18 protein-coding genes are annotated in these 23764 nt (G+C 52.2%); 3 read left to right on the plus strand and 15 right to left on the minus strand.

Features of this window, described 5'->3' with window-relative positions:
- Positions 1-548: 548 nt before the first annotated feature.
- Entirely contained in the window at positions 549-1124 is a 576-nt protein-coding gene (locus tag NNL35_RS22260) for a hypothetical protein (protein ID WP_100226422.1), read from the minus strand.
- A gap of 178 nt (positions 1125-1302) precedes the next feature.
- On the opposite strand from NNL35_RS22260, the gene NNL35_RS22265 reads away from it, so the two are divergent.
- Complete coding sequence (locus NNL35_RS22265) at positions 1303-1545, plus strand: hypothetical protein (RefSeq protein WP_254553727.1); 243 nt, start codon at positions 1303-1305, stop codon at positions 1543-1545.
- 152 nt (positions 1546-1697) lie between these two features.
- Here NNL35_RS22265 and lepB read toward each other — a convergent pair whose 3' ends face one another.
- From lepB to NNL35_RS22310, 9 genes are all read right to left on the minus strand, one after another.
- Entirely contained in the window at positions 1698-2198 is a 501-nt protein-coding gene (gene lepB, locus NNL35_RS22270) for a signal peptidase I (RefSeq protein ID WP_100226464.1), read from the minus strand.
- A 52-nt stretch (positions 2199-2250) separates the two neighbouring features.
- Positions 2251-2841 (minus strand): hypothetical protein, encoded by a 591-nt coding sequence (locus NNL35_RS22275; protein WP_006679406.1) that lies wholly within the window; start codon positions 2839-2841, stop codon positions 2251-2253.
- Between the two features lie 91 nt (positions 2842-2932).
- Positions 2933-4669, minus strand: coding sequence for a sensor histidine kinase (locus NNL35_RS22280; RefSeq protein WP_040734118.1), 1737 nt, complete (start codon positions 4667-4669; stop codon positions 2933-2935).
- A 15-nt stretch (positions 4670-4684) separates the two neighbouring features.
- Positions 4685-6265, minus strand: a complete 1581-nt coding sequence (locus NNL35_RS22285; RefSeq protein WP_006679408.1) for a response regulator — start codon at positions 6263-6265, stop codon at positions 4685-4687.
- A 172-nt stretch (positions 6266-6437) separates the two neighbouring features.
- Positions 6438-8129, minus strand: a complete 1692-nt coding sequence (locus NNL35_RS22290; RefSeq protein WP_006679409.1) for an extracellular solute-binding protein — start codon at positions 8127-8129, stop codon at positions 6438-6440.
- Positions 8130-8218: 89 nt separating this feature from the next.
- On the minus strand, positions 8219-9115 hold the full coding sequence (locus NNL35_RS22295; protein WP_006679410.1) for a carbohydrate ABC transporter permease: 897 nt from the start codon (positions 9113-9115) through the stop codon (positions 8219-8221).
- 31 nt (positions 9116-9146) lie between these two features.
- The gene (locus NNL35_RS22300; protein ID WP_050979492.1) at positions 9147-10076 is read right to left on the minus strand and encodes an ABC transporter permease; all 930 of its coding nucleotides are present in this window, start codon (positions 10074-10076) and stop codon (positions 9147-9149) included.
- A gap of 393 nt (positions 10077-10469) precedes the next feature.
- The gene (locus tag NNL35_RS22305; protein ID WP_006679412.1) at positions 10470-11447 is read right to left on the minus strand and encodes a hypothetical protein; all 978 of its coding nucleotides are present in this window, start codon (positions 11445-11447) and stop codon (positions 10470-10472) included.
- A 469-nt stretch (positions 11448-11916) separates the two neighbouring features.
- Positions 11917-13152, minus strand: coding sequence for a metallophosphoesterase family protein (locus NNL35_RS22310; protein WP_006679413.1), 1236 nt, complete (start codon positions 13150-13152; stop codon positions 11917-11919).
- Positions 13153-13628: 476 nt separating this feature from the next.
- Here NNL35_RS22310 and NNL35_RS22315 point away from each other — a divergent pair, with 476 nt between their 5' ends.
- Positions 13629-13784 carry a hypothetical protein gene (locus NNL35_RS22315; RefSeq protein WP_254553728.1) on the plus strand — a complete coding sequence of 52 codons (156 nt, stop codon included), beginning with the start codon at positions 13629-13631 and terminating at the stop codon, positions 13782-13784.
- A gap of 123 nt (positions 13785-13907) precedes the next feature.
- On the opposite strand, the gene NNL35_RS22320 is transcribed toward NNL35_RS22315, so the two are convergent.
- The 3 genes from NNL35_RS22320 to NNL35_RS22330 form a co-directional block, all read right to left on the minus strand.
- The gene (locus NNL35_RS22320) at positions 13908-15140 is read right to left on the minus strand and encodes an IS110 family RNA-guided transposase (RefSeq protein WP_254552890.1); all 1233 of its coding nucleotides are present in this window, start codon (positions 15138-15140) and stop codon (positions 13908-13910) included.
- 393 nt (positions 15141-15533) lie between these two features.
- Positions 15534-17420 carry an ABC transporter permease gene (locus NNL35_RS22325; RefSeq protein ID WP_254553729.1) on the minus strand — a complete coding sequence of 629 codons (1887 nt, stop codon included), beginning with the start codon at positions 17418-17420 and terminating at the stop codon, positions 15534-15536.
- Positions 17395-18159, minus strand: coding sequence for an ABC transporter ATP-binding protein (locus NNL35_RS22330; protein ID WP_111153272.1), 765 nt, complete (start codon positions 18157-18159; stop codon positions 17395-17397). The genes NNL35_RS22325 and NNL35_RS22330 overlap by 26 nt, the downstream gene beginning before the upstream one ends.
- 228 nt (positions 18160-18387) lie before the next feature.
- Here NNL35_RS22330 and NNL35_RS22335 point away from each other — a divergent pair, with 228 nt between their 5' ends.
- Positions 18388-20562, plus strand: coding sequence for a HelD family protein (locus NNL35_RS22335; RefSeq protein WP_254553730.1), 2175 nt, complete (start codon positions 18388-18390; stop codon positions 20560-20562).
- 150 nt (positions 20563-20712) lie between these two features.
- Here NNL35_RS22335 and NNL35_RS22340 read toward each other — a convergent pair whose 3' ends face one another.
- Positions 20713-22008 carry a sensor histidine kinase gene (locus tag NNL35_RS22340; protein ID WP_254553731.1) on the minus strand — a complete coding sequence of 432 codons (1296 nt, stop codon included), beginning with the start codon at positions 22006-22008 and terminating at the stop codon, positions 20713-20715.
- 23 nt (positions 22009-22031) lie between these two features.
- Positions 22032-23675 (minus strand): hydroxysqualene dehydroxylase, encoded by a 1644-nt coding sequence (locus NNL35_RS22345; protein ID WP_254553732.1) that lies wholly within the window; start codon positions 23673-23675, stop codon positions 22032-22034.
- Positions 23676-23764 lie beyond the last annotated feature (89 nt).

Consider the following 23764-nt stretch of genomic DNA (forward strand, 5'->3'; position numbering starts at 1 on the left):
CAGAGAGCGCATTGTTCCGCGCGGCGCCGAATTATCAACAGTCTGAAATACTGCAAATCTACAGTATTTCTCCTGAGTCGCTTTTTGTTAAAAGTCAATCCTGCAAGAATGCAGGAATTTCGCCCTTGATCGCCCAAAAGAAAGGAAAAATAGGAAAAATGCTGCACTTTTGCAGGAATTCTGCCATAACCCCCTGCTCGCATCGAAAATTACTGCACGCCTGCAGCATTTTTAAAATGAAGGTCGCACCGGTGTCCCCTGGAGCCGCCTCCTAACGTGAGCAGCCTAGTAGCCCGCCACACCGCCCCCCTCCTCAGGCCATCGGCCAGCTGATGCAACCCAATTGCCCCACCGAATGCTTGCCCATGCCAGCGACTCTTGTCTATTTCAGCGACTTTTGCCCATTTCAGCGACTCTTGCCCATGTTAGCGACTTTTACCCATGTCAGCAAGGCTTGCCCATGGAGCAAGGCTTGCCTCCCATTGACAGCAAAAGACAGGCGAACTCTTCGCCTGTCTTTGCCTTCGGCTCCCGTGCCAATTGAATTATTATGCCGGGCTTCCGTCCATCTCATCCGTTCGCTTCGCCGCCTGCCCGAACAAGCCCATCAGCATAATGACGACAATAATATAGAGCAGGAAGAACGGCACGGCCATTGCATCGAACAGCATCGGCGACGCCAGAGCAAAGCCGATCATGCTCAACGAGCATCCGAGCGCGACAATGAAATAGATCAGCCGCCGCCGGGCCATATGCGCGAGCGCAGGCTGTCCGTTCCGCAGCATGAACGAGCGGAGGCCGGCGCACAGCATGGCCATCAGCGCGATATTCAATCCGGTATCCAGCACGGATCGCCCTACTCCGTACCATGCCAATATCCCCCGCGGGATGGCTTGAATGAAGAACGGCTGCAAAATCTCAATGACTGCCAGCACCATCAGCGAGATAACCACGGCCTTCGCGCGCCGGAACGGGGGCTCGACCCCTTCCAGATCGCGAATCGCCGTGTAGATGAGGAACAAGCCGACGATATCCGGCAGCAGATCTACACCGCCCACCGAGTAATCAATAAAAAACAGTAGTCCCCATTGGATTCGTCTAAACGCTTTCTTCTCCGTCAACATCGTGGTGTATTCGAGTCCTTTCGTGCTCCGTCCCGGAAGGGACAAAGCCATTAGTTCATCGTGTTCAAGTATAGCGCGCCGCCTTCCGGCATGCAACTTAGGGGGAGGACGGGCATACAACAGCGGGGGACGTTACGCTTACTACCGCGAGCGCTCGAACACGCCCAAGCGCGCTCCATTGCGCTTACTGGCGTGCTCGACCGGACTCGCCCAAGCGCGCTTCATTGCGCTTACTGGCGTGCTCGACCGGACTCGCCCGAGCGCGCTTCATTGCGCTTACTGGCGTGCTCGACCGGACTCGCCCAAGCGCGCTCCATTGTGCTTACTGGCGTGCTCGACCGGACTCGCCCGAGCGCGCTCCATTGCGCTTACTGGCGTGCTCGACCGGACTCGCCCAAGCGCGCTTCATTGCGCTTACTGACGCGCTCGACCGGACTCGACCGAGCGCGCTCCATTGCGCTTACTGACGCGCTTGCGCGGACTCGACCGAGCGCGCTTCATTGCGCTTACTGGCGTGCTCGCGCAGGCATGAAGAAGCGGGGAACGATACCGCTCCCCGCTTCCTGCTTCCTATTACCACCAAGGCCAGACTTTGCATTCTACCTTGCCTTCCAGATATTCCAATGGAACAGGCCCGTATGTCCGGCTGTCTATGCTGACGGCCCGGTTGTCGCCCATGACGAACACATGCCCTTCCGGCACCACAATCGGCAGTTCAAGCTGCTTCGGCAGCGTGCTACCCTCTGCGAACGGCTCGTCGACGACCCGCCCGTTCACTTCCAGCTTCCCGTCGCGGACATCGATCGTATCGCCCGCCACGCCAACGATGCGCTTAATGTACCGTTCTCCTTGGAACGCCGGATCGATAATGACGACATCGCCATACGCGGGCTCGAACCAATGGTAGACCCATTTGTTCTCGATTAGCCGATCTCCGGGATTATACGTATGCTGCATGGAATGCTGCTGCACGACGACTTGCGCATAGGCGACCTGCTGAATCAACAGACTGATGCCGAACGCGATGATCATTGGAATAACATAACCTTTGATAATATGAGACATTCGCATCATTCAATTCCTCCTTCGAAGGCATTACATTTGCCATTGTCGGTGCTGTCCCCGTTCACGATGAGGACGAACGCGTGAAGTACCGGGTCAGTCCGCCGGCCCCAATCGCCAGACAGAGACCGAGCAGCATCTTCACGATAACTTGCACGAAGTTCGCACTTAATTCGCGCTGCATATGATCCGGATACATGTGCGTATCGACATAGGTGATCGTCATCAACATATGTATGAAGTCCGGGATGCCATTAATGAGCAGAATCAGGCCGGAAATGCCGAGTCCCGTCTGCAGCAGCGGCTTGGTCAGCGACGCCAACTCCTGTGATCTCGAGCGCCGCGGAAGCTCTTCCCTCCCCGACGCTTCGGCTGCCGCCGCTTCCTCTCGCGGCGGCACGGCCGGGGACAGCAGTCCGGAGATGCGGTAGGCCGCCGTCCATAATACGAAGGCGCTGATCAGCATAATGATCGACGGGAGCAGGACCACCACCAACAGAACAATCTGATCTGGCCTGCTGGCGGCTGCATCCTTGAGTGACATCAGATTCGGCAAGCTGACCTGCACCACGTTAGATACATGGACGATTGCAGTAATGAAGAAATACAGCGCCAGCAACCGCACCGCCACGTAGGCCAGCGATCGGGTATTCAATCCAGTTCCCCCCACTCCGATTCAGGAATACATATTCTATGAATGCGTATAACACAACCTCTATTATACAAGATTAGGGGGTTCGTGGGAATCAGCTATGCTTCGCCGGAATCCGGATGGACACCGATGTCCCGATCCCGAGCCGGCTATCGATGCTCACGCCGTATTCCGGTCCGTAATGCAGCTTGATGCGCTGATCGACATTGCGAATGCCATAGCCCGTATTGACATGATCCCGGCCATGGAAAATCTCGCTCACTCGTTCCGGAGTCATTCCGACCCCATCATCGATGACGCGGAACAACAGATTTTCACCTTCTATGGACGCCATGATGCGAATATGGATCCGATCTCCGCACCAGGCGTGCTCCAGCACGTTCTCAATAAACGGCTGCAAAATCAGCTTGACGGTGCTGTACGGCCAAATGCCGGGATCGATATCGAACATGACATCCAGCCGATCGCCATATTTGATCTTCTGGATATCGACATACGCCTGGGCCTGTTCCAGCTCTTGCGGGACCTGGATCATCAGTTTGCCGTTGTTCAAGGCCAACCGGTAAAATTTGGCCAGCCCCATCACCATTTGCTGCAGCTTGTCATTTTCGCCGAATTTGGCGAGGCGACTGATCGAAGACAGCGTATTATAGAGAAAATGCGGATTAATTTGCGACTGAAGCATTTCCAGCTCCGCTTCCTTCTTTTGCAGTTGAGTCAAGTACACTTCCTTGATTAAAGACTCGATATTCTCGCCCATATTGTTGAGCGCGGTCGCAATCTGCGAGAATTCGTCATTGCCCCGGTAAGAGATGCGCTTATGCAGATCTCCTTCGCGAAATGCATTCAGCACGGAGACAAACTTGTGTATCCGAATCGAGAAGAACCGGGATATAAAGCCCCCTGCGAAAGACAGGACGACAACGCATATCAGACAAGCGAAAATAATAAACAGTCTGACTTTCAGCGCATCCTGCTGGATCAACGCGACCGGCACGAGCGCGACCAGCTTCCACGATTGCCGGCCGACCGTCTCCTGGATCGTCAAAAAATCCTTGTCCAGTTGCTCCTGGCCTTCCGAGTAGGCGGCCGGAAGCTCGCCTGATTGATACATGATGCGCCCGGACTCATCCTGAATATAGAGGACGCTTCCACTTCCAATTTTGGAGTAATCCAGACTGTCGAACAACTCCTGAATGGCCACGTTGATCCGGAGGAATCCGACTTCCTGCAGCTGATTCGGATTGTAGGTGTCAATCAGTCTCCGCAGCAGGGAAATCCGCTGAAGCTCCCGGTCATTTTCGATCTGGCTCCACTGCATCGTGAAGCCATACTTTTCAGGCGGGAATTGCTTGTACCATTCCTTGTCCGTAATGCGGCTAAGATGATAAATATCATACGACCAGTTACTGTCCTCGATCCTATTCTTATATACTTCATAAATCGATTCATTGCGGAAGTAGACCGAGGTCCACAGCTTCATGCCGGTCGACTTGGTGGCGGCTTCTATTTTAGGCAGAACGTCCTTCGTCATGCGGTCATAGTTCTCCCACCCCTCCTCATAGCTTCGCAGATGCCGGTACAATTCATAATCGTCATAGAGAAGGGAGGAAATGCGGACGATATCCTGCATCTTATATTCGATATTATCGCGCATCTGCAGCAAGGTTCCCTGAACATTCATCCTGGTGTGCTTCCGGATCGATTCGTCGTACATGGAGTGGGACACATAGCCGATGACAGATACGGCACTCACGATGAACAGCATATAAGTAAGCATTAATTTATATCCAATCGGCAAGTACCTTCGCCTCGCCTGTTGTGCTTTCATATCCGCCATCCCCTGTCACGTTTCTCGCTTGCGGTACTCCATCGGCGTCATGCCGTAAGCTTCCTTGAATTGTCTGCTGAAATACGGCAGGTAACGGTAACCGACCTGATTCGCGATTTCATAGATCTTCATCGAAGGATCGTGCAGCAATTCGCGCGCCCGCTCCATCCGCAGTTGAATCAACACTTCGCTGAACGACTTGCCCGTTTCTTCCTTGAACATATAGCCGAGATAGTTGGGAGAAAAAGAAAATTGATGCGCCACATCCTTGAGGGTGATATTGTCATTCATTCGATCCTTCATCATTTGCATCATTTCCCGAATCAGCTTATTGTTCTTGGAACTTGATTTGCTTCGCAAGTGCTCGGATATTTCGAACGTCTTCCGCACGAGCCAGGAACGAATATCGCTAATCGTATCGAATTGCAGCAAGATATCGAGATTATGAAGCTCCATTCCTAACATGTCAAACAAGTTCTCGCCTCTTGCCTTCAACTGCTGATCCAGCTTCCATATAATAAACATGGCCAGATTATGCACCGTGAATTTGGATCTCAGCATGCTTACGGATTCGAACAATCGCTCGATTTCGTCATAGATACGGACGAGCTCGTATTCGGTCAGCGCATGAAATAAGGCTTCCACGCGCGCATCGAGCGTCCGGGCATCGACCATTTCCGGTTCCCGGCTCACTTCTTCATACATTATTAGCTTGCCTTTGCCCAGGAACATTTTGCCGTCCACAGCTTCCATGGCCTGCTTGCACGATACGTGAAGCTGTTCGAGCGTATGCACCGGCTCGCCGACACCAACCGTCATCGTAAACGGGAAGTTGGCTTGAATCGCCTCGTACAAGTCATGAATCAGCGCTTCCATCCGCTGGCCGTCAATCAACAGCGCGATCCGGTGCGAGGACAGCTTGCAGACATGGCACATGCCGTGCTTATGCCCGATCTCGCTCACCTCATAGAGGAAGTTCTTGGACATCATCTGCTGGGACAGGCTGACGGCCTCTTGCGTCCAATTCATGTCATCCAGTTCCATAACGGCGGCACGCACGGGCCATTCCAGTTGATCCAGCCCGTTGGATTGAATCAGCTTCCTCATTTCATGCAGATAGTCGCGATCGCATTCCCCTTCCAGCAGCCTGACCAACAGGTCGTTTTTGGCCATCGGAATCATGCGCTCGTACGCCTCTTCCACGTCACGGCGCTTCCGCTCATTCTCCAAGTCCTGCTTCACCTTCTGCAGCGCTGCGATCAGCTCATTATCATCCATTGGCTTCAGCACATAGCTATAAGCCTTCAATGACAATGCCTGCTTCACATAGCTGAAATCCTGGTAACCGCTTACAAAAATGACACGGATGTCCGCTTTCTTGTCGATCGCTCTCCGGGCCAGCTCCAGTCCCGACATATTCGGCATATTGATGTCGCTTACCATAATGTCTATCGGAAGCTGTTCGAGAATATCGCATGCGTCAAAGGCGTTGTTCACCGCCGCGGCCACTTTCATGCCCAAATCTCCCCATGGAATAAATTGCTTCATACCTTCGAGATCAAGCATCTCGTCATCCACCAATAACACGTTGTACATGAATGATCTCCCTTCAGAGTACGGTCCATCGTTACCTGCAGCCTAATCATTTCCATCCCAAGTATAGCAATGAATCGTCCCGTTTGAACAGTATGCGGCTGCCAGTTCCGCCCTTCCGGAAGCGAACAACAACAAAGGCCCGCCGGTATAGCGAGCCTTTGTTACGATTTCCTTATTTACCCATCGATTTCTTATTTTCCGTCCATACGTTGGTTACATGCTCAAGGAATTTATCATAACCCAGCTTCATCGAGTCGTCATGAGCTTTATCCAGAATCTGTAATGCTTCTTCGTCCGACTTGGCATACATCGATTTCGCTCTCGCGGTCAGCCAGATATCTCTGACGCTCTGTCTAATAATGCCGACTTCGCTCTCCGGAACCGGTTCCCAACCGAGGAACTCGGTGAAATCGCCTTGCGTGCCCCATGTAATCTCCATTTGCCAACGGTTGCTGAAGTCGATTTGATCCGCCGGCACGTTGGACAGTATCTCCTTCTTCGTATTATCCAGGAACATCGTGTTGCCTACCCATACCAGGTCGCCAGCTTTTCCGCTAATCTCGGCAAGCGTATCCGGATCATCCAAATATTTGTCCATATTGAATTTCGGCGTCACGCCGTCCTCCTCAAATCCGTTCCAATAACCGTCCGGTCCGGGAGGTCCCCAGTTCAGCACCATACTGCCTTCCGGTCCTGTCATCCAGTCGAGAAGCGCGAACACGGCTTCCGGATTTTTCGCGTTCTTCGTAATGACAGCCACGTTCCAGCCTAATTGATTGTACGTCCCCGGATAAATTTTGCTGCGGTCAAGACCTTCCTTCGCAATCGGCTGGATGAACATATAACCGTCTTCCGGATCCTTCTTCTTCAATTCCGCGTCTGCTTCCGCAAGCATCTTCATCGGGTCAAAAGTTGCAATAACGGCAAATTTGCCATTCATCGCTTTTTCCCTTACTTGATCCTCGGTCTGCGTATTCGCGTCCTGCGTCATCAGTTTCTCCCGCATCAGCTTCGCCGTAAAGACGACCGATTCGCGGAATCCCGGATCTTTATAGATGGATTCGATTTTGTCTCCAACCGGAACTCCCATGAACCTCGTAAAGGACTGGTTGCCTTCCTTGAAGGAAGAGAACAGTTGGTCAATGCCATGGCCGTCTTTGGCCAGTCCCGTCTCGAACGGAATGACATCCGGGAATTTTTCCTTGACCGATTTCAGATAAGCGTACAAGTCGTCGGTCGTTTCCAGCTTCGGAGAACCGAGCGCTTTATAGATCTTTTTATTGATTGCGTATCCGGCGTTGCCGTTCGGCTGCTGCGTATAATAGTTGGGAAGCTGATAAATTTTGCCGTCCGGAGACCGGAGCAGCGCCAGATGATTTTCAGACAGATGCTTTTTGAAATTAGGATACTTGTCGATGTACTCGTCCAGCGGCACGAGCATGTCGGCTTCTCTGAGACGCTCGACATCCGCTCCCCTTTCCGTCCACACAATATCAGGCAACTCATTGCCGGCGATCATCGTCTGCAGCTTCTGCGCATTGTTCCCGCCCGAGCTGACAGCCGTGACCGTCACCTTCAGATTGTCCTGAATCCATTTGGAAGCGGGATCCTTGCCCCATTTCGGCATTTGATACCAGCCATAGTTGCCGTAGAACGAGACTGCCAACTCTTCCTTGCCCAATTCATACAGATCGCTCTTCGATGAGTCACCAGAAGATTCTTGCCCGGTTTCGCCCCCTTCCTGCTTCGCCGGTTCATTGGCTGGAGGCGCGCTTGTGCCCCCGCCGCCGCTGCATCCGACCACCAAGGTGAACACCATAAAGACAGAGAGCACGCTAAGAAGGAGGTTTCTCTTGTTCTTCACTGGATATTTTCCCCTTTCAATTTGTAATCTATGTTTAAAGCAGAGATGCTCTAAACGCCAGCGAATCTTCCCGAAATGATGCAAGATAACTACTCTTTCAACGATCCGATCAATACGCCCTTGACGAAATATTTTTGCAGGAACGGGTACACGCATACAATAGGAATGGTTGCAACCATAATCGTTGCCATCGTCAATGCCTTGGACGTAATTTTTTTGGCGGCATTCATATGCGCAATCGCGCTCATATCGACATTGGCCATCTGTTCCGAGGCGATATTCGAGAACAGAATTTGCCGCAGCACCGTCTGGATAGGGAGCAGGTCTTCATTCGTGATATAAATACTGGCCACGAACCATTCGTTCCAATGCGCCACGGCCGTGAACAGCGACAGCGTTGCCACGACGGGACCGGATAAGGGCAGCACGATCCGGAAGAACGTTCCCCAGTTGCCGCATCCATCGATTTTGGCCGATTCCTCCAGGCCTGCCGGAAGCCCCTGGAAAAATGTACGGAATATAATCATATTCCATACGCTGATTAGGGCTGGAATAATGAAAACCCAGAACGAGTTGAACAAGCCAAGGCTGCGGATAAGCATATAGGTCGGAATGAGCCCGCCGCCGAAATACATCGTAATAATACACATAATCATGTAATATTTGCGGCCCATCAGCTCTCGCTTGGACATGCCATAGGCAAATATGGACGTTGCCAATATCGCGGATAAGGTGCCGATGACCGTCCGCAGAGCGGCAATGACGAAGCCGTTCATTAAGCGCGAGTCTTCGAACACGATGCGGTAGTTCTCCAACGTGAACTCCCGCGGCCAGAACGTAATCCCGCCCTTCGCGGTATCCAACCCTTCATTGAAGGAAATGACGAGCGAGTTCCAAAACGGATAAAAGGTGGAAAACGCCAGCACAGTTAAAAATACATAGATAAAGGCGACAAAGATGCGGTCTCCTATACTGTCTCGTATCATCGTTCAGTCCTCCTGTATTTGGAATGATTCATCACCACAAGCTATTGCCCGTTTTTCTGGCGATGAAGTTCGCTAATGTAAGCAACGTGACGCTGACCACGGCCTTGAACAGACCGATTGCCGTCGCATAGGAGTACCTGTAATTGTCGATACCGACCCGAACCACGTAGACATCCAGTGAATCCGACACGTCACGCAAGGCCGGGTTGGAGGCCAGGATCAAAATATCTTCGAAGCCGGCACTTGTCAGATTGCCGATAGCCAATATCATAAAAATGATGACGACCGGCATAATGCACGGAAGCGTAATCAGCCACATCTGCTTGAACCGGCTTGCGCCATCGATGGATGCCGCCTCGTATAAATGAGGATCAATCCCGGCAATCGCCGCCAAATAGACAATAGAAGCGAATCCAATTTCTTTCCACACATTGGTCGTGATGAGAATCGTCCAGAAATATTCCGACATGGACAGGAAATTGACGGGTTCATCGATAAGTTTCAATTTCTCGAGGAGCATATTGATACTGCCGTTGTCCACAGACAGCAATGATGTCACCATCGACCCGATGACGACCCAAGACAGGAAGTGCGGCAGATACGTCACGGTCTGCACCACCCGTTTGAAGAACATTTTGCGCACTTCATTCAGCATGAGCGCCAACAGAATCGGCGCCGGGAACCCAAAAATAAACTTCAAAAAGCTGATGATAATCGTGTTGCGCATGACGGGATAGAAATCCGGAGAATTGAAAAAAGCGATAAAGTGCTTCAGGCCAACCCAATTGTTATTCAATAAGTTAGAACCCATCTTGTAGTCCTGAAAGGCGATCAGAACGCCATACATGGGAATATAGGAAAAAATAAAGATAAACACGAGCGCAGGCAGCACCATCAGTTGAATATCTATTTGCATGAAAAAGCGTTTAAACGCGCTTTTGCGATGCTTATCGAGATTCATTCGTGATTCTGTCTCCAGCCCGGCGGATGCTTTCGCCATATGTGAATCCCTCCTCCTTACCTGATGCCGTAAAATGTAAAGCGGTTTAATTTATGGCGGCAGAGCGGATGCTCCACCTCGCATCAACTCTCTATATCTAGGTTGATGCCGTGTCCTTCTCCATGTTCTCCCTCCATATTTGTCTTTTCCTTCATTCTACATTCGAAACGCTTTCACGAATATATGACAAAACAACGATTATTGATACTTTAAGATGTTCTTATGAGAAAACTCCCTCAACGCCGCCCCATACCGCATTTAACGCCAAACCGTCGAATCCACAAAAAAACCTTGAATGGCGTAAGCCAATCAAGGTTCTTTGTTTATTTGGTGGTCAAGCCATCTTGTTCCTCCCTAACGTTTAACATCATCCCCAATCATATACACACAAGGATATAGATTTCCTTGTGAATCCTTCACATTTCCCTTGCCGATCGGAAGCCCGGTTAACATCGTCCTGTCGCCAACTTTCAAACCGTCCTTAGCTCTGTTCATGCCAAGAACACCAACAAGCGTGCCATCATCTGTTTGAAGAATAACTTCCGATCGCACATCACCAATCGGACGGAACGAGCTGACATACTCTACGTTCCCCTTCACGGTTATCGCTTGACCATAATACTTCCAAGGCTCTTTGAACAATTCCGCGGCTTTCACCTTCTTTCCGTTTTTCAATGTTTTGTATGTCTGCAATTCCCTAATGGCCAACGCCCCGTTCCCGTTGGTCTCGATATTCACATCTTCCGTATTCCACGCCGTCACAGGCATATGTTTGAAAACAATAGAATCCGAAACTTTGTAAATACTTTCTTTAAACAACTCAAAGGTATCCTTGTCACAGAAAAAGGATAGAATATATAGCTTGGAGTCCAACGGAACGAGATAGTTATAGACAGATAACGTCCCTTTATCCGAATCGGCATCCTCCTGATAATAAATCATCGCGCGAACACCCAAGTCGGTCGCCGTTTCATGCATATATCCGCTCACCCTGTTGTTCGCCGGTTGGCGCAATAGCTCGCTCATCTCGGAAATGCTATATCCTAGCAGATTCTTCACAAAAGGCGCGTCATCTTCGTATGTCTTTACCGTAATCTCAAACCGGATCGGACCGCGTTTTCCTATTTCGCCTTGAAAGGCAATGTGGTGTTCATTGGTTTTCGTTGGTTTAAACGTATTGGGGTAGAGGATAGTAAAATCACTATGCTCAAAACGAGAAAAATCGGTTACTTTTGTTTTCAACGCCGATATCAAGTGTTCGGGTTCACCTAGGCTGCAGGCTGTTAAATTCAGCAAACATATTATCACTATGAACAGCCATTTCTTATTCATGCGTACTGCCCCTTTCGTCCACTAGCCCCGTAACATCCCGTTCACTTTGTCTCGGCCCATTCATCGCGTGCCTGTGGCCCCCTTGGCTCTGAAGGATATTTCAAGGCAGCGAAATGAGGCGGCCACCTCTGCAAATGCACCGGGAAGATTCACATAAAGTGAACTATAGTTCAGGGATAATTCTCGTAAAAAATTGAATATGGAATCCCCCTTCATCATAAATAGATATTTCCTTGAACTTCAATACGTCTTACTTAGGACTTTGTAATCAATACTTTAGTCAGGTTATTGCGGGAAATGTCGAATAGCGGTAAAAGAAGAGGAAAAAAAGAAAGAAGAGAGAAAGAGAGAAGTCTGTCCGGGTGCTTCACTCGCCAAGCCCGTATCGTCCCGAGCGTGACATGAGCGGGCAAACTGCCGTTTACCCACTCAAGTTCACAACTGCACTCACTCCGAGCGCTGGTATCTATCAGGCCAATGGAAAAAGCGCCGCAGTTCGGCCAGAGGCCTGGAGCGCCTGTTCACTTACGTTGCCGAAGGCGTCAACCGCGTGAACTTCTATGGAATAGCTTCGCTCCGGCTCCAGTTCCGTTAATGTCAGTTGAAGCTTCTCCGGCATTGGATAGAGGTAAAATTCCGAATAAGCTAAGTGTCGCATTATCTCTGTCCCGGTCTCTGCATCCTTAAGCGCAACGCGGTAGGAATGAACCAGTTCATTATCTTGGGCCTGATCGAAAACGATCGCTATCGAATTCGACGACGTAAGCTCCTCATTGATATAAAGTTCCGCATGCGGCGGGAAATAGGGCGCTTCTCGGTCGCGCTCGTCCGTATATACGAAAGCTTCCGGAGTTACTGGTACCGGCACCACCCAAGCGTCTCCGATCTCCCGCTGATGCGCAAAGTCAAGCCGCGTAATCGCAACCTTGTCCTCGTACACTTCAACAAGACAACCTTGGCTGAACTTCTCATGTCCCGGCGGCAGATTGCCTTGAAGCTTGCCGCGTTCTACTTCCATATAGCTAATCGAAGCGGTGCCCACGGACGTGAAGCGCTTCTGATGGATGCTGCGCGGATCGTTCAACGGGTAATGAGAATGCCCGGAGAACGTAATGACCTGAGGATACGGATCCAGTACGGCCATCAGCTCGCCGATATTTTCCTGGATGCCCCATTCTTCGCTGCCGTACACTGTATCCTTCAGATGCTGATGAAGGAAGACGAAGATCGGCCGTTCAGGCGCATCGGCGGCCGCTTCCTCCAGCTGCCGCTTGAGCCATTCGATCTGTTCCAGGGAGAAGTAGCCATGGGTCGGCTTATCCTCTGTCGCCAACACAATAAAATGATAGCCCTGGATGACGCGGTGATAGTACATTGCCTCCATGCCCGTCATCTCCAAAAAGCGCGCTTGCGCTTCCTTCGCCGGCAGACCATTCCAGTAATCATGGTTCCCGATCGCAATGAGCAGTTCCGCACCGTCCTGCTTATGCTTGCGAAGCGTATCCATGTGGCGCTCATATTCCTCGATCGTGCCATTATTCGTCAGGTCGCCCACGATGACGAAGGCGTCCTGCCGCGGCGCGCGCGCATTCAAGTGCCGCAGCGCTTGCTCGTACTTATGGATAGACTCGTCGCCCGTCGGCGCGATATGCACGTCGCTTATAACCGGGAAGACGAGACGGGGGGTGGATTGCTCAGCTACCATTAGACGTTCAGCTCCTTTTTATTCAACGCTGGTTCAGCTTCAGTCTACTCCTTTCTTGTCCGGTTGAATATGGATTTTTTCTACCTGACGCATAGAAATATCGGAACTCCGGTTGCCGTAAGGCAGCAAAAAGGAGGCCGCCCCATAGGCAGAGCGCGCAACGACGAGAGACAACACGGATGACCGAGAATATAAAGACGGGAAAAAAGGCGGGATACGGACAAGCAGTGAAACGAGGCGCTGCGAAGGCTAGTGAAATAATATCCTGCGTGAATGCAGTAATTTACACTATTTGAACGATATTTTATTAAATTGCTGCAAAAGCCAGGCTGTTGGAAACCCCCTGTTTTTTCGGAGGGGTGATTACCTAATCGAAACTTGGCATTCAGAGCGTCATCGCCTTCTGGAGACATCATAATATCCTAGGGTTTTAACGTGTGGAGGGAACTGTGCTATTTTACAGGAATTTCGGCTCAATGAGTCCACATTTCGAGGAATTGCTGCACAGCTACATCATTTTAGGCCCTTTTGAGCTAAGTCGAAGAGAAACGGGTGAAATTGCTGCAGTTTTACAGGATTCCCTTTCTGGTGAAGTCGTCCCTATCGAATTGCTGTATTTTATACGAAAATAAAAACGTTGAAGTAAGCACGACAGTCCTTTCAAAATGTATGAATAGAACTTTTTCGGGCCATTATTACTCTAAGAAAGCAAAAAAAGACTCACCCCCCGAAAATGATCACATCATTTTCAAAATTTAGCTTGTTTCGTTTTCAGTTAGTTGAAGTGCAAAGCCCAGCTCTTGGAGTTTCTTTACGTAAAAATTAGCTGTTCTTTGTTTAGACATGCGTACCTGCATGTCTATTTCTTTGTATGGCGTTCCTTCTTTCATCATGGCATAAATGATCTTAATTAAGAGATGTCCGGTTGCTACGCTTGCTGTTTTTTCGCCTCGTCGTTTCCGTATCCGTCTAAAGTGCTCACCTATTCGATTCCTTGACCTGTAATTTGCCCATGCCGCTTGCGTTATGCTACGTTTCAGATACTTGTTCCCTTGCAGGCATTTCCGGCTTTTCTTGCGCCCCGCGCTCTCATTATTACCTGGAGATACCCCTGCCCATGAGGTGAATTGCTCGACCGTGGGAAAACGCGTGGCGATATCCGGCCCCATTTCTGCAAATATAGCGGAAGCGCAAGACTTGTCAATTCCGGGAATGCTGTCTAAACACTCAATCTCTTTTCGATAAGGCTCAAGCTGTTCGTCGATTAATGATTCAATTTCTTGCAGTTCTGCTTCCTCGAACAGCAGGTGCTTCCAGTGTGCACGCATCATAACACGATGATGTCGCCGTAGCTGACCATTCAGAGCTTCAACTAACTGAGGCACTTTTGTTTTTAGCTTGGTTTTGACAAGTTCGCGTACGTCATCTTCTACGAGCACTTCTCCGTCCATGAGCTTTTCCAGAAGCAGACGCCCGGATACGCCGAACAAATCGCTCATAAAACTCGTAAGCTTGATGTTTCCGTCTTGAAGAATTTTATGGATACGATTCTTCTCAGAAGCAATGGTCACCACGATTCTCAGACGATACCTCGTTAGATCTCGTAAATCCCGCAAATGCTGCGGCAACACCACGCTTGGTTGAATGAGACCACAACGATGAAGTTGTGCAATCCACTCCGCATCTTTCTTGTCTGTCTTACGCCCTGGTGTATTCTTGATTTGTTTAGCGTTTGCCAACACTAAATAGCAGCTAGACTCTAAAATATTCCATACCGGTTTCCACAGCACACCTGTGCTCTCCATGGCTACTTCTTTACACTCATGTGCGTTAAGCCAATCTTGAAGTCGGAGTAGTTCGGTAGTCGTTGTTCCAAAGCTTTCGATGACTTTCTTGGGCTTGGATTCTAAATCCCCGTAAAGGATACAGGCAACTACTGTTTTTTGATGGACATCTAATCCGCAACAGCATTCGCGTACGGCATCCATGCTTGCACCTGCTTTCATGTGTACTAACAAATCATGCGACCTGAATAAGGAAATTTTATACACGCACTTGGGTGTGCATTGGGCGGTTCTCGCGATCGCAATTGGACGGTTTGTGCAACAGGGTCGTACCCCAATAATACAGTCGTCCTTGGATTTGTTAGTCTCATGATTACCATCTACAGTAACTTTAAAAGTTTACATCTACCTATTTTCATTCTGGGGGGTGACGTCGTAGACGTCATGGGGGTTTGTGCAGGATTTCCTGCAACGAAATAAACGCCGTAAGGGAATACTGCAATTTTGCAATTTTTCGGCAAGTCTAGCTTGGAAAATAAGAGGGGCTGTCTCACAATAGCTAAAAAATGCTTCGGAGACGGCCCCTTGCGGATACAACTAGATCACTTTTTTGAGCTTGCGAACGTAATTCGCACGGATAAAGATGAAGTAGATAATCTGAATCGCCAGGAACGAGCCAAGGACAATCGCGGATTCCTTCACCAGACTCATGCTGAACGTGTTCTGCAGCGAGTTCAACGCGACCGCGCCGTGTACGATAGCGACGACAATCGGTACGAAGAACAACAGCCCGATCTGGGTGGACACAATCTTCGACAGTTCTCCTTCGGTCAGTCCCAGCTTGCTGATGGCCCGATACTGCACGGTATCCTGATCCAGATCGGAATACAAGCGCAAGTACAGGAAGCTGCCGGCGGCGACGAAGAAGACCGCGCCGATGAACAGTCCGGACAAATAAATCTGGCCGAAGCCCTGATTCACATCGTTCAGCATCAGCGCTCTGGAACTGAATAAATAATTGCCGTCCGAGTCGCCCAATTGCTTGTTCAACTGCTTCGCCACGGCCAGCGTCGATTGCCAGTCCTCAATCAGATACGTATAAATCATGTCGTCTCTCTCGGAGGCAGGCAAGCTCTGAAAAGCCGCATCGGACAAGACGATGACTTTGCGTCCGCCCACATTCTGGGTGACCGCTTCCGGCATCGCTTCATTGGCTGTCACCGCGAACGTCTTGTCCGCACCGAAAGCAACCGATGTTTCCTCGCTTTTCTCCTGCTCGATGTTCATCGGATTGACCTGATAGAACAGATGCGCTTCCTCGTCGCGCAGGGCCAGATTTGTCTTGATCAGTTGATTGTAATCAGACACGCTAATTACCTGATAGGATTTCTCCGTCTTCGCATCCTCGACGAACTTCACCGGGAAGACGACAGCCTCATAGCTGATTCCCGCCTTGTTCAGGGACTGCTCAATAAGCTCGGCATGCTTCGCCTCCAGCTTGTTGCCTGCGTGTGAGTCGTATTTCATGACCGCAGCGCCGGATGTCGCCATATTGGTGAATATCGCCTTCAGGCCGACGAGCGTCCCGATCGCCGTGAACGCGACCGTCGAGATAATGGCGACAAGGAAGAACATGCGGGCATTGTCCTTCATTCGGTAAGCCAGATCCGACAATGTAATCAGATTGGTGCCGCGGCGGTACAATTTCTTGGTCTTCAATCGGTTAATAATGTACACGCTAAGCTGCGTGAACAGGAAGTAAGTCCCGATACTGACGACCGTGGCGACAGGCAGAAGCGCGAAAATGACGAGTACGCCTTTGACCCACATGGCAACGCCGTAGCCTAACGCCAGGAGGAAGACCGCCAGGAAGGCAAGCCAGCGGGACGCCTTCGGCTCCGGCTTCGGCTTCATCGTTCCCTTCAGCAGGTCGATGAGCGAGCTGCTGCGCAGAATCGTCGCAGTGAACAGCGATATGATCAGGAACAGCAGCACGAACGCCCCGCCCGTCAGCGCGATCGCCTTCACCGGGAAGTAGAATTGCAGCGGCTGTTCCAGATTAAGAACCGAAGAGCTCATCAAGAGCAGCCACTTCGACAAGGCGAGACCCGCTCCGATGCCGGATACGGTCGCCGCCAGGCCGATAACGATATTTTCAGTAAAGACGAGTCTTCTCAGCTGCATATCGGACATCCCGTGCATAATGCAGATGCCGAATTCTTTTTTGCGTGTTTTCAGAAAAGAGCTCATCGAATATAAAATGAAGAAAAACGTAAACAGATAGATGATATATTGGGCCACATCCATCCCCGCTTGCGCGCCTCGCCCGTAATTCCCGTTGCCGCTGAAATCGAGCGCCGGATGCAGCGCCAGCATCGAATAGACGAAAAAGATCATGACGGAGAACGCGCAGCTGAAGAAATAGCCGGCGTACAGCCGTTTGTTGCGAAATACGTTTTTAAGCGCGAACTGGCGAATATTCATCCCGCGTGCCTCCTATTGACGACAAGATATCCATGATGCCCTGGAAAAAGATCTGGCGGCTTCCCGTCTTGTGCAGTTCCTGATACAGCGTGCCGTCCTTGATGAAGATGACCCGGTCGCAGTAGCTTGCCGCCTGCGCGTCATGCGTAACCATCATCATCGTCACGTTTTCTTCCTTGTTCAATCTTTCCAGCGTCTGCAGCACGTCCTGGGCGGATTTGGAGTCGAGGTTCCCTGTCGGCTCATCGGCCAGAATCAGCTTCGGCTGGTGGATGACCGCCCGCGCGATCGCTGTGCGCTGGCATTGTCCCCCGGAGATCTCGTAGGTCCGCTTGTTGAGGATGCTTGTAATCCCCAGCTTCTCGGCAATCGCATGTACCCGTGCATCCTGCTCCTTGATGCCGATGCCGTCCAGGGCAAGCGGGAAAATAATGTTCTCCTTGACCGTCAGCGTCTGCAGCAGATTGAAATCCTGGAATACGAAGCCGAGCTCGCGCCGGCGGAACAGCGCCAGCTTCCGCTTGCTCAGCTTGTTCATCTGCTCGTTGCCGACATAGACTTCGCCGGAGGTCGGCTTGTCTATCGTGGAGACGACATTCATCAGCGTCGTCTTGCCGCTGCCGGACGGCCCCATCACGCCGACGAATTCCCCCGTGTTCACCTTCAGATTCAAGTTGGACAGCGCCTGATAAGACTGCTTGCCTTCATATACTTTGGATACGTTCCGTACTTCCAGCATGTGTAACTTGCACGCCCCTTCGCAATCGTTTTGTTACTTTTACTCTAAGCCGAAATGGGGAATCGAGCCATTCTTCTTCCTTACGCCAAGCTTTCGTTATTGTAACAATTCGCGTTCATCCGTCTTCATGCAGCAAAAAGCGCTACTATCATTGCTTTTGCTCCCAGCGTGTGGTATGCTAGGTTTCCATTTTCCAGCAATACCATCATTCTTAGGAGGTAACTGAAAGTGACTGACACGTTTCAAAGTGCCTATCAAGAAGAGCAGCACCATCTTGATGCGACACTCCGGGATATCCGGAAGCAGTATGAAGCACTGCAGCAAATCCCCGTCTATACGGGAGATGATTTTACCGAGCAAGTATTGGAAGACACTCGCGAGCAGCGCCGGCAGCGTCTGCAGCGGGCAGCGAGAGAGCCTTATTTCGGCCGCCTCGACGTCCGGGAAGGAAGCCGCGAACAGGCGATCCCGCTCTACATCGGGAAGCAGGGGGTCGACGCCAGCGAGAGACGGGAGCAGGAAGCCTCCAAGCCGGGCGCGGATCTCTATCCGCTCGTCATCGATTGGCGGGCTCCCGTCGCCAGCCTGTTCTACTCCTTCACGGGCGGATTGGAGCCCGCCTCCTATGAGGCACCGGAGGGGACGCTGACGGCGGAGGTCCACTTGAAGCGGAACCTCGTGATCCGCAACGAGCAGCTGCTGCGGGTGGTCGATACATTCGACCGCGAGCAGGGAGAGGAGAGCGTGACCGACGAATTCCTCGTCTATCGCTTGGGGGAGAACAAGGACAACAAGCTGCGCGACATTGTCTCGACCATCCAATCGGAGCAGGACGCGATTATCCGCGCGCCGAAGAACAGGGCGCTGTTCATCCAAGGGGTCGCCGGCAGCGGCAAGACGACCGTCGCCCTGCATCGCCTCGCCTACTTGCTCTATCAATATCAAGATCAGATTCATGCCGAGCGCATGATTATTTTTGCGCCGAACCGCATGTTCCTCGACTATATCGGGGAAGTGCTGCCCGAGTTGGGCGTCGGCAATATCCAGCAGCGCACCTTCGCCGATTGGGCGCTGGAGCTGACCGGGCTGGAGGAGCGCGTGCAGCTCGCCTCGCCGATGGACGAAATCGAGCAATGGTACGGCTCCCTCGCGGAGCGGCCGCTCGACAGCAGCGGCAGCCCGGGACGCTTCAAGGGCTCGCTGGAATGGATGCGGCTGCTGGAGGAGTTCGTCCAACAATGGGTGGTGCGGGCGATACCGGAAGAAGATTTCGTCCCGTGGGATGGCGGCTTGCTTCCGCACGCGACGATCGCGCACTGGTTCCAGCAGGAGTACCGCTCCTATGAGCCGGCCAAGCGGCTGGAGCGCGTGGCCGCCCGCATGCAGCGCTGGTTGGAGATGGAACTGAAGCAGGAGCTGAGCAAGTCCCGCCTGCAGGAGAAGAAGCGCAAAGGCTCCGCCAAATTGAAATCATATCTGAAGCGCTGGTCCAAAGCGGAGGTCATGGAAGTCTACAAGCAGTTGCTGCAGGACGATGCCTATGCCGGGCACCTTCCATCATCCGTAAGGAAGCAGACATTGGCGAGCTTGAAGCGCGGCATCGTGCAGCAGGAAGATGTAGCTACGCTCGTCTATCTGCACCTGCTGCTTCATGGCGTGTCTTCCGCCCAGCGGTTCGATCACGTCGTCATCGACGAAGCGCAGGACTTCTCCCCGCTTCAAGTCGCCCTGCTCGACCGGATCGCGAAGAGCCACTCGTTCACGATCTTGGGCGACCTGTCCCAAGGCATTCATGCCTATGCCGGCATCGAAGACTGGCAGGAGATGCGCGACGCCTTCGCCGGCGAAGACACGGCATATCACGCCTTGACGCGAAGCTACCGTTCGACGATGGAGATTATCCACTTCGCCAACGCGATCCTGAAGCGCGGCGTGAAGACGACCATGCTCGCCGAGCCGGTATTCCGCAGCGGGAACAAGGTCCGCATACGGCATGCGGCCCCTGAGCAGGCCGCTTCCTGGGTCGCCAGCGAACTGCAGCGCCACCGGGAGCAGGGCTACCAGACGACGGCGATTCTGACCCGCACGACGGAGGAAGCGCGGGAATGGCATGAGCGGCTGCGGGCTCTGGGCGCCGAAGCGCATCTGATCGACGGCCGGCAGCAGCAATATTCGGGCGGCATCTCGGTCCTTCCGGTCTATCTGTCGAAAGGACTTGAGTTCGACGCCGTCATTCTGCTCCACGCCAATGACACGCATTACGGCATGAGCCCGCTGGAAGCGCGGCTGATGTATGTCGGCTGCACCCGTGCGCTCCATCAGCTGACCCTGTGCGTAGACGGCGCCATCAGCCCGCTGCTCCCGCAGTCGGATGATGAATGGACCGTGCACGAGCATTCGTAAAATAGTACAAAGGCCGTCCCGAAAGAAGGAAGATTCTCTCATCGGGACGGCCCTTTTTTGAAGCGGCATTTTTCAGTATAGTCAGAGGCAAGTCAGAATTACGGAGGCGTAAGTCATGAAGGTATGTGGAGCCGGGCATCAACTCGGCGGCTACCGGAACAGCCTCACCTGCTTGAACTGCAGCACGCAGGTCGTCCCTTCCTCCGGCCGGCTGTAGTAGGATACCTTGCCGTTCATCGCCTTCATCAATCCGATGACGACCATCAGGCCCAAGCCGGTCCCCTTCTCCTTCGTCGTGTAAAATGGCATGCCGATGCGCTTGATCTGACTCTCGCTCATGCCGACCCCGGTATCCTTGATATGGATATGTACGCCCTCGTTGTCGGACCATGTCGTCACGGTCAGCTCGCCGCCGCTTGGCATCGATTCGACGGCGTTCTTCATAATGTTCAGCAGACATTGCTGCAGCTTCTTCGATTCCCCCGATACGTAGCGCGGAGATTTGGTCAGATGCTGGGTGTTCACCTTCACCTCGGACAAGGCACACAGCGGCGCGATCATGGCGACGACATCATCCACCTCCTTCTGCACGTGAAGCGGCCGCGCCAGCTCGACGACAGGCTTGGCATAGTTCAAATAATCGGTGATGATCGCGTTCGCCTGCTCGATTCCCGCTACGGCATGGCGGTGATAGTTCTCGAATTGCTCGGGGGTGAGATTCTCCTTCGTCATCAGTTGGAGAAAGCCTTGGGATGTGGTGAGGGGGTTGCGAATCTCATGGGAGATGGAAGCGGCCAGCTGGCCCACGACCTGGTATTTCTCGGCGCGGAACAGCTCCTCCCGCATTTTTTCCTGGTTTTTGACATGATGATAAATATAGCTAACGTACATCGCCGACAAATACGTGCCAACGACCGCCACTCCCGCATCGACGCCGGTCAGATGCTGCCACTGCGTGAAGCATAGCAAATAGCCGAGCAAATAGGTCGTCGTCAACGTAATGGCAAGCAGGCAAATCTGCCAATAGGTGCTCTGTAGCACATGCCGGTAGTGGAAATAAAGGCCCATAACGAGCAGCAGCGTCGAGCCGACGATGGTCGCCAGCACATTCTCTCCAAACAGCAGCACGGTGATCACATTGAAGGCAAGCCAGGTGACAATCCCCGGCAGCAAACCTTCGAACAGCGCCGCCAGCGTCAGCGAGATCGGCGCGAGATGAACGCCGTACACGAACGGATGTATCTTTTCATAGCGAATATAGAAATACGTAAGCACCAGAAGGATACCGATGAACAGCATCTTTCTCCGGTAATTGGCGAACATGAACTGCGGCGTGATCAGCAAGAACATCAGACAGGCGGACATAATATACAGCAGTCCCTTGAATTCCTGGGATAGTATCGAATCGATCAAAGTTAACCGTTCCTTTCCGAACGTATTAGCCATTCGCCGTACACGCGAAAAGCGAGTTAACCGATTATTTTCCCGTTCCAGGGCAAGCCTTTGTGGAAGCGGGCCCGATCGTTGGAACGCCAAGCCGAGAGGATCGGGTAATCATACATGTCCCATATTTTGCATGGGGACGCATCGGAGCCGGCGCGCTCCAGAATGCAGTTGACGGCCCGGCGTGCGGCTTCGTTCGCGCTTTCCATCGTGGCCAGATCCGTATTCGTCCGGACATAGTCGGAGGCCAGGAACAAATTCGGAATCGCCGTGTAGGCGTTCGGCCGCAGATTCCAGGTATTCACGTGGTTCACGAGCAGCGGCTCCGAATTGGTCGCCCGCCCCTCTTCGAATTGAATGTCTTCATCCAGATTCCACTCCACGAGCATGTCGTCGGACAGCACGATCTTGTCCTGATTCAGACTGCGCTTGATCTGTTCCCACACCTCGGCTTTAATCTCTTCTCTAGTGCATTCCATCGCTGGCTTCCCGTACAAGATGCCCGGTACCTTCCAATCGGACACATCAATGGAGATAATCCCCCTCACCTGGCCGTTGCCATAGTCGCTTAACCGGAATTCGGGCCAGAACTGGGCCTGCGAGACCGAGGTCAACGCCCAAGGGCTGTCCATGTAAATGACATGTCCATGAATGATCGGCACATCCTCCTTCAGATAAAATTGGACACCGTTCATCCACTCGACATTCTTGGCCAGCTCAATTAACCCGCCCAGCAGCGGATCGCCGGCAAGCAGCCCGTCATTCAGCAATTCGGTCATCACTTCGACCGGCAGCGCCGCAAGGTAATAGTCCGCGGTCACCCGTCTGGACTGGCCGTTCTCGGTTACCGTGACTCCCTGGATCCTGCTGTCTTCGCAGTGAATATGCTCGACCTTGGCGCCGAAGCGGTAATCGACGCCCCCCTGGCGCAAGTAGTTCAGCCACGGGTTAATCCATACATCGTTCGTCGGCCCGTTCAAGAGCCGATCGGCGCTGCCTCCCGGCAGCACCATGTCCAGCATGATCGTCGCTCCGACCGTGCCGACCGTGCAAGCGTTTACTTCTCTGGCTCTGGCTGCGACAAGAATGCGCGTCAAGCCGGTAAAGATGTGCCGGAATTCCGGAGACTGCTTCTCCGCCTGCAGGAAATCCCACCAGGAGACGCGCTGATAATCGAGCAGTCTGCGCTCGTCACAGCTCGTCAACACCTTCCATAGCGCAGACACATAGTGGTCGATATCATGCTCGCTGAGATTGAGATTATTCCTGAAGAGAGATTTGAGCAAGGTTCTCCATCCACTGATGGATTGGGGGAATTCGGTCAGAAAAGGCTGCATCGGCCGGTCGAAAAACGCAAGTCCCAGATTCGTGCCTTCGATGAGGTTATCATAGACGCTGCGGCGCCCGCCCTGATAAGGGATGCGCTTCATCGTGTCCGTGACATGCTTGTAGAACTTCGGGAAAAAGCGAAATCCGTGTTCACCCGGCAAATCCCGCCGTCCCTCTGTTCCCGTCCCCGGCACAGGCATGCTGCGCGCCTTCCCTCCGGGAATGCGGCGCGACTCCAAAACCGTAACGTGAAATCCGCGCTCCATCAGTTCCTGCGCGGCACTCATGCCGGCGATTCCGCCGCCCAGCACGACAACTGAAGGATGAACTGATGCTACCATCTCAGCGCCTGCACTCCTGTTCTCTATGAAGTTTGGGAAAAACAACTAATATCATCTTACTATAGAAAGCTTATTTTTCAACATATTTC

The sequence above is a fragment of the Paenibacillus dendritiformis genome (assembly GCF_945605565.1).
GTDB lineage: Bacteria > Bacillota > Bacilli > Paenibacillales > Paenibacillaceae > Paenibacillus_B > Paenibacillus_B dendritiformis_A.

What these genes read in the sequence shown, in the direction of transcription:
- NNL35_RS22310 (WP_006679413.1), bottom strand. Translation starts at nt 13,152, where the DNA reads ATGGTAGCTGAGCAATCCACCCCCCGTCTCGTCTTCCCGGTTATAAGC.
- NNL35_RS22325 (WP_254553729.1), bottom strand. Translation starts at nt 17,420, where the DNA reads ATGAATATTCGCCAGTTCGCGCTTAAAAACGTATTTCGCAACAAACGG.
- NNL35_RS22305 (WP_006679412.1), bottom strand. Translation starts at nt 11,447, where the DNA reads ATGAATAAGAAATGGCTGTTCATAGTGATAATATGTTTGCTGAATTTA.
- NNL35_RS22315 (WP_254553728.1), top strand. Translation starts at nt 13,629, where the DNA reads ATGAGTCCACATTTCGAGGAATTGCTGCACAGCTACATCATTTTAGGC.
- NNL35_RS22340 (WP_254553731.1), bottom strand. Translation starts at nt 22,008, where the DNA reads ATGGCTAATACGTTCGGAAAGGAACGGTTAACTTTGATCGATTCGATA.
- NNL35_RS22320 (WP_254552890.1), bottom strand. Translation starts at nt 15,140, where the DNA reads ATGGATGCCGTACGCGAATGCTGTTGCGGATTAGATGTCCATCAAAAA.
- NNL35_RS22260 (WP_100226422.1), bottom strand. Translation starts at nt 1,124, where the DNA reads ATGTTGACGGAGAAGAAAGCGTTTAGACGAATCCAATGGGGACTACTG.
- NNL35_RS22285 (WP_006679408.1), bottom strand. Translation starts at nt 6,265, where the DNA reads ATGTACAACGTGTTATTGGTGGATGACGAGATGCTTGATCTCGAAGGT.
- NNL35_RS22330 (WP_111153272.1), bottom strand. Translation starts at nt 18,159, where the DNA reads ATGCTGGAAGTACGGAACGTATCCAAAGTATATGAAGGCAAGCAGTCT.
- NNL35_RS22300 (WP_050979492.1), bottom strand. Translation starts at nt 10,076, where the DNA reads ATGAATCTCGATAAGCATCGCAAAAGCGCGTTTAAACGCTTTTTCATG.
- NNL35_RS22280 (WP_040734118.1), bottom strand. Translation starts at nt 4,669, where the DNA reads ATGAAAGCACAACAGGCGAGGCGAAGGTACTTGCCGATTGGATATAAA.
- lepB (WP_100226464.1), bottom strand. Translation starts at nt 2,198, where the DNA reads ATGATGCGAATGTCTCATATTATCAAAGGTTATGTTATTCCAATGATC.
- NNL35_RS22295 (WP_006679410.1), bottom strand. Translation starts at nt 9,115, where the DNA reads ATGATACGAGACAGTATAGGAGACCGCATCTTTGTCGCCTTTATCTAT.
- NNL35_RS22345 (WP_254553732.1), bottom strand. Translation starts at nt 23,675, where the DNA reads ATGGTAGCATCAGTTCATCCTTCAGTTGTCGTGCTGGGCGGCGGAATC.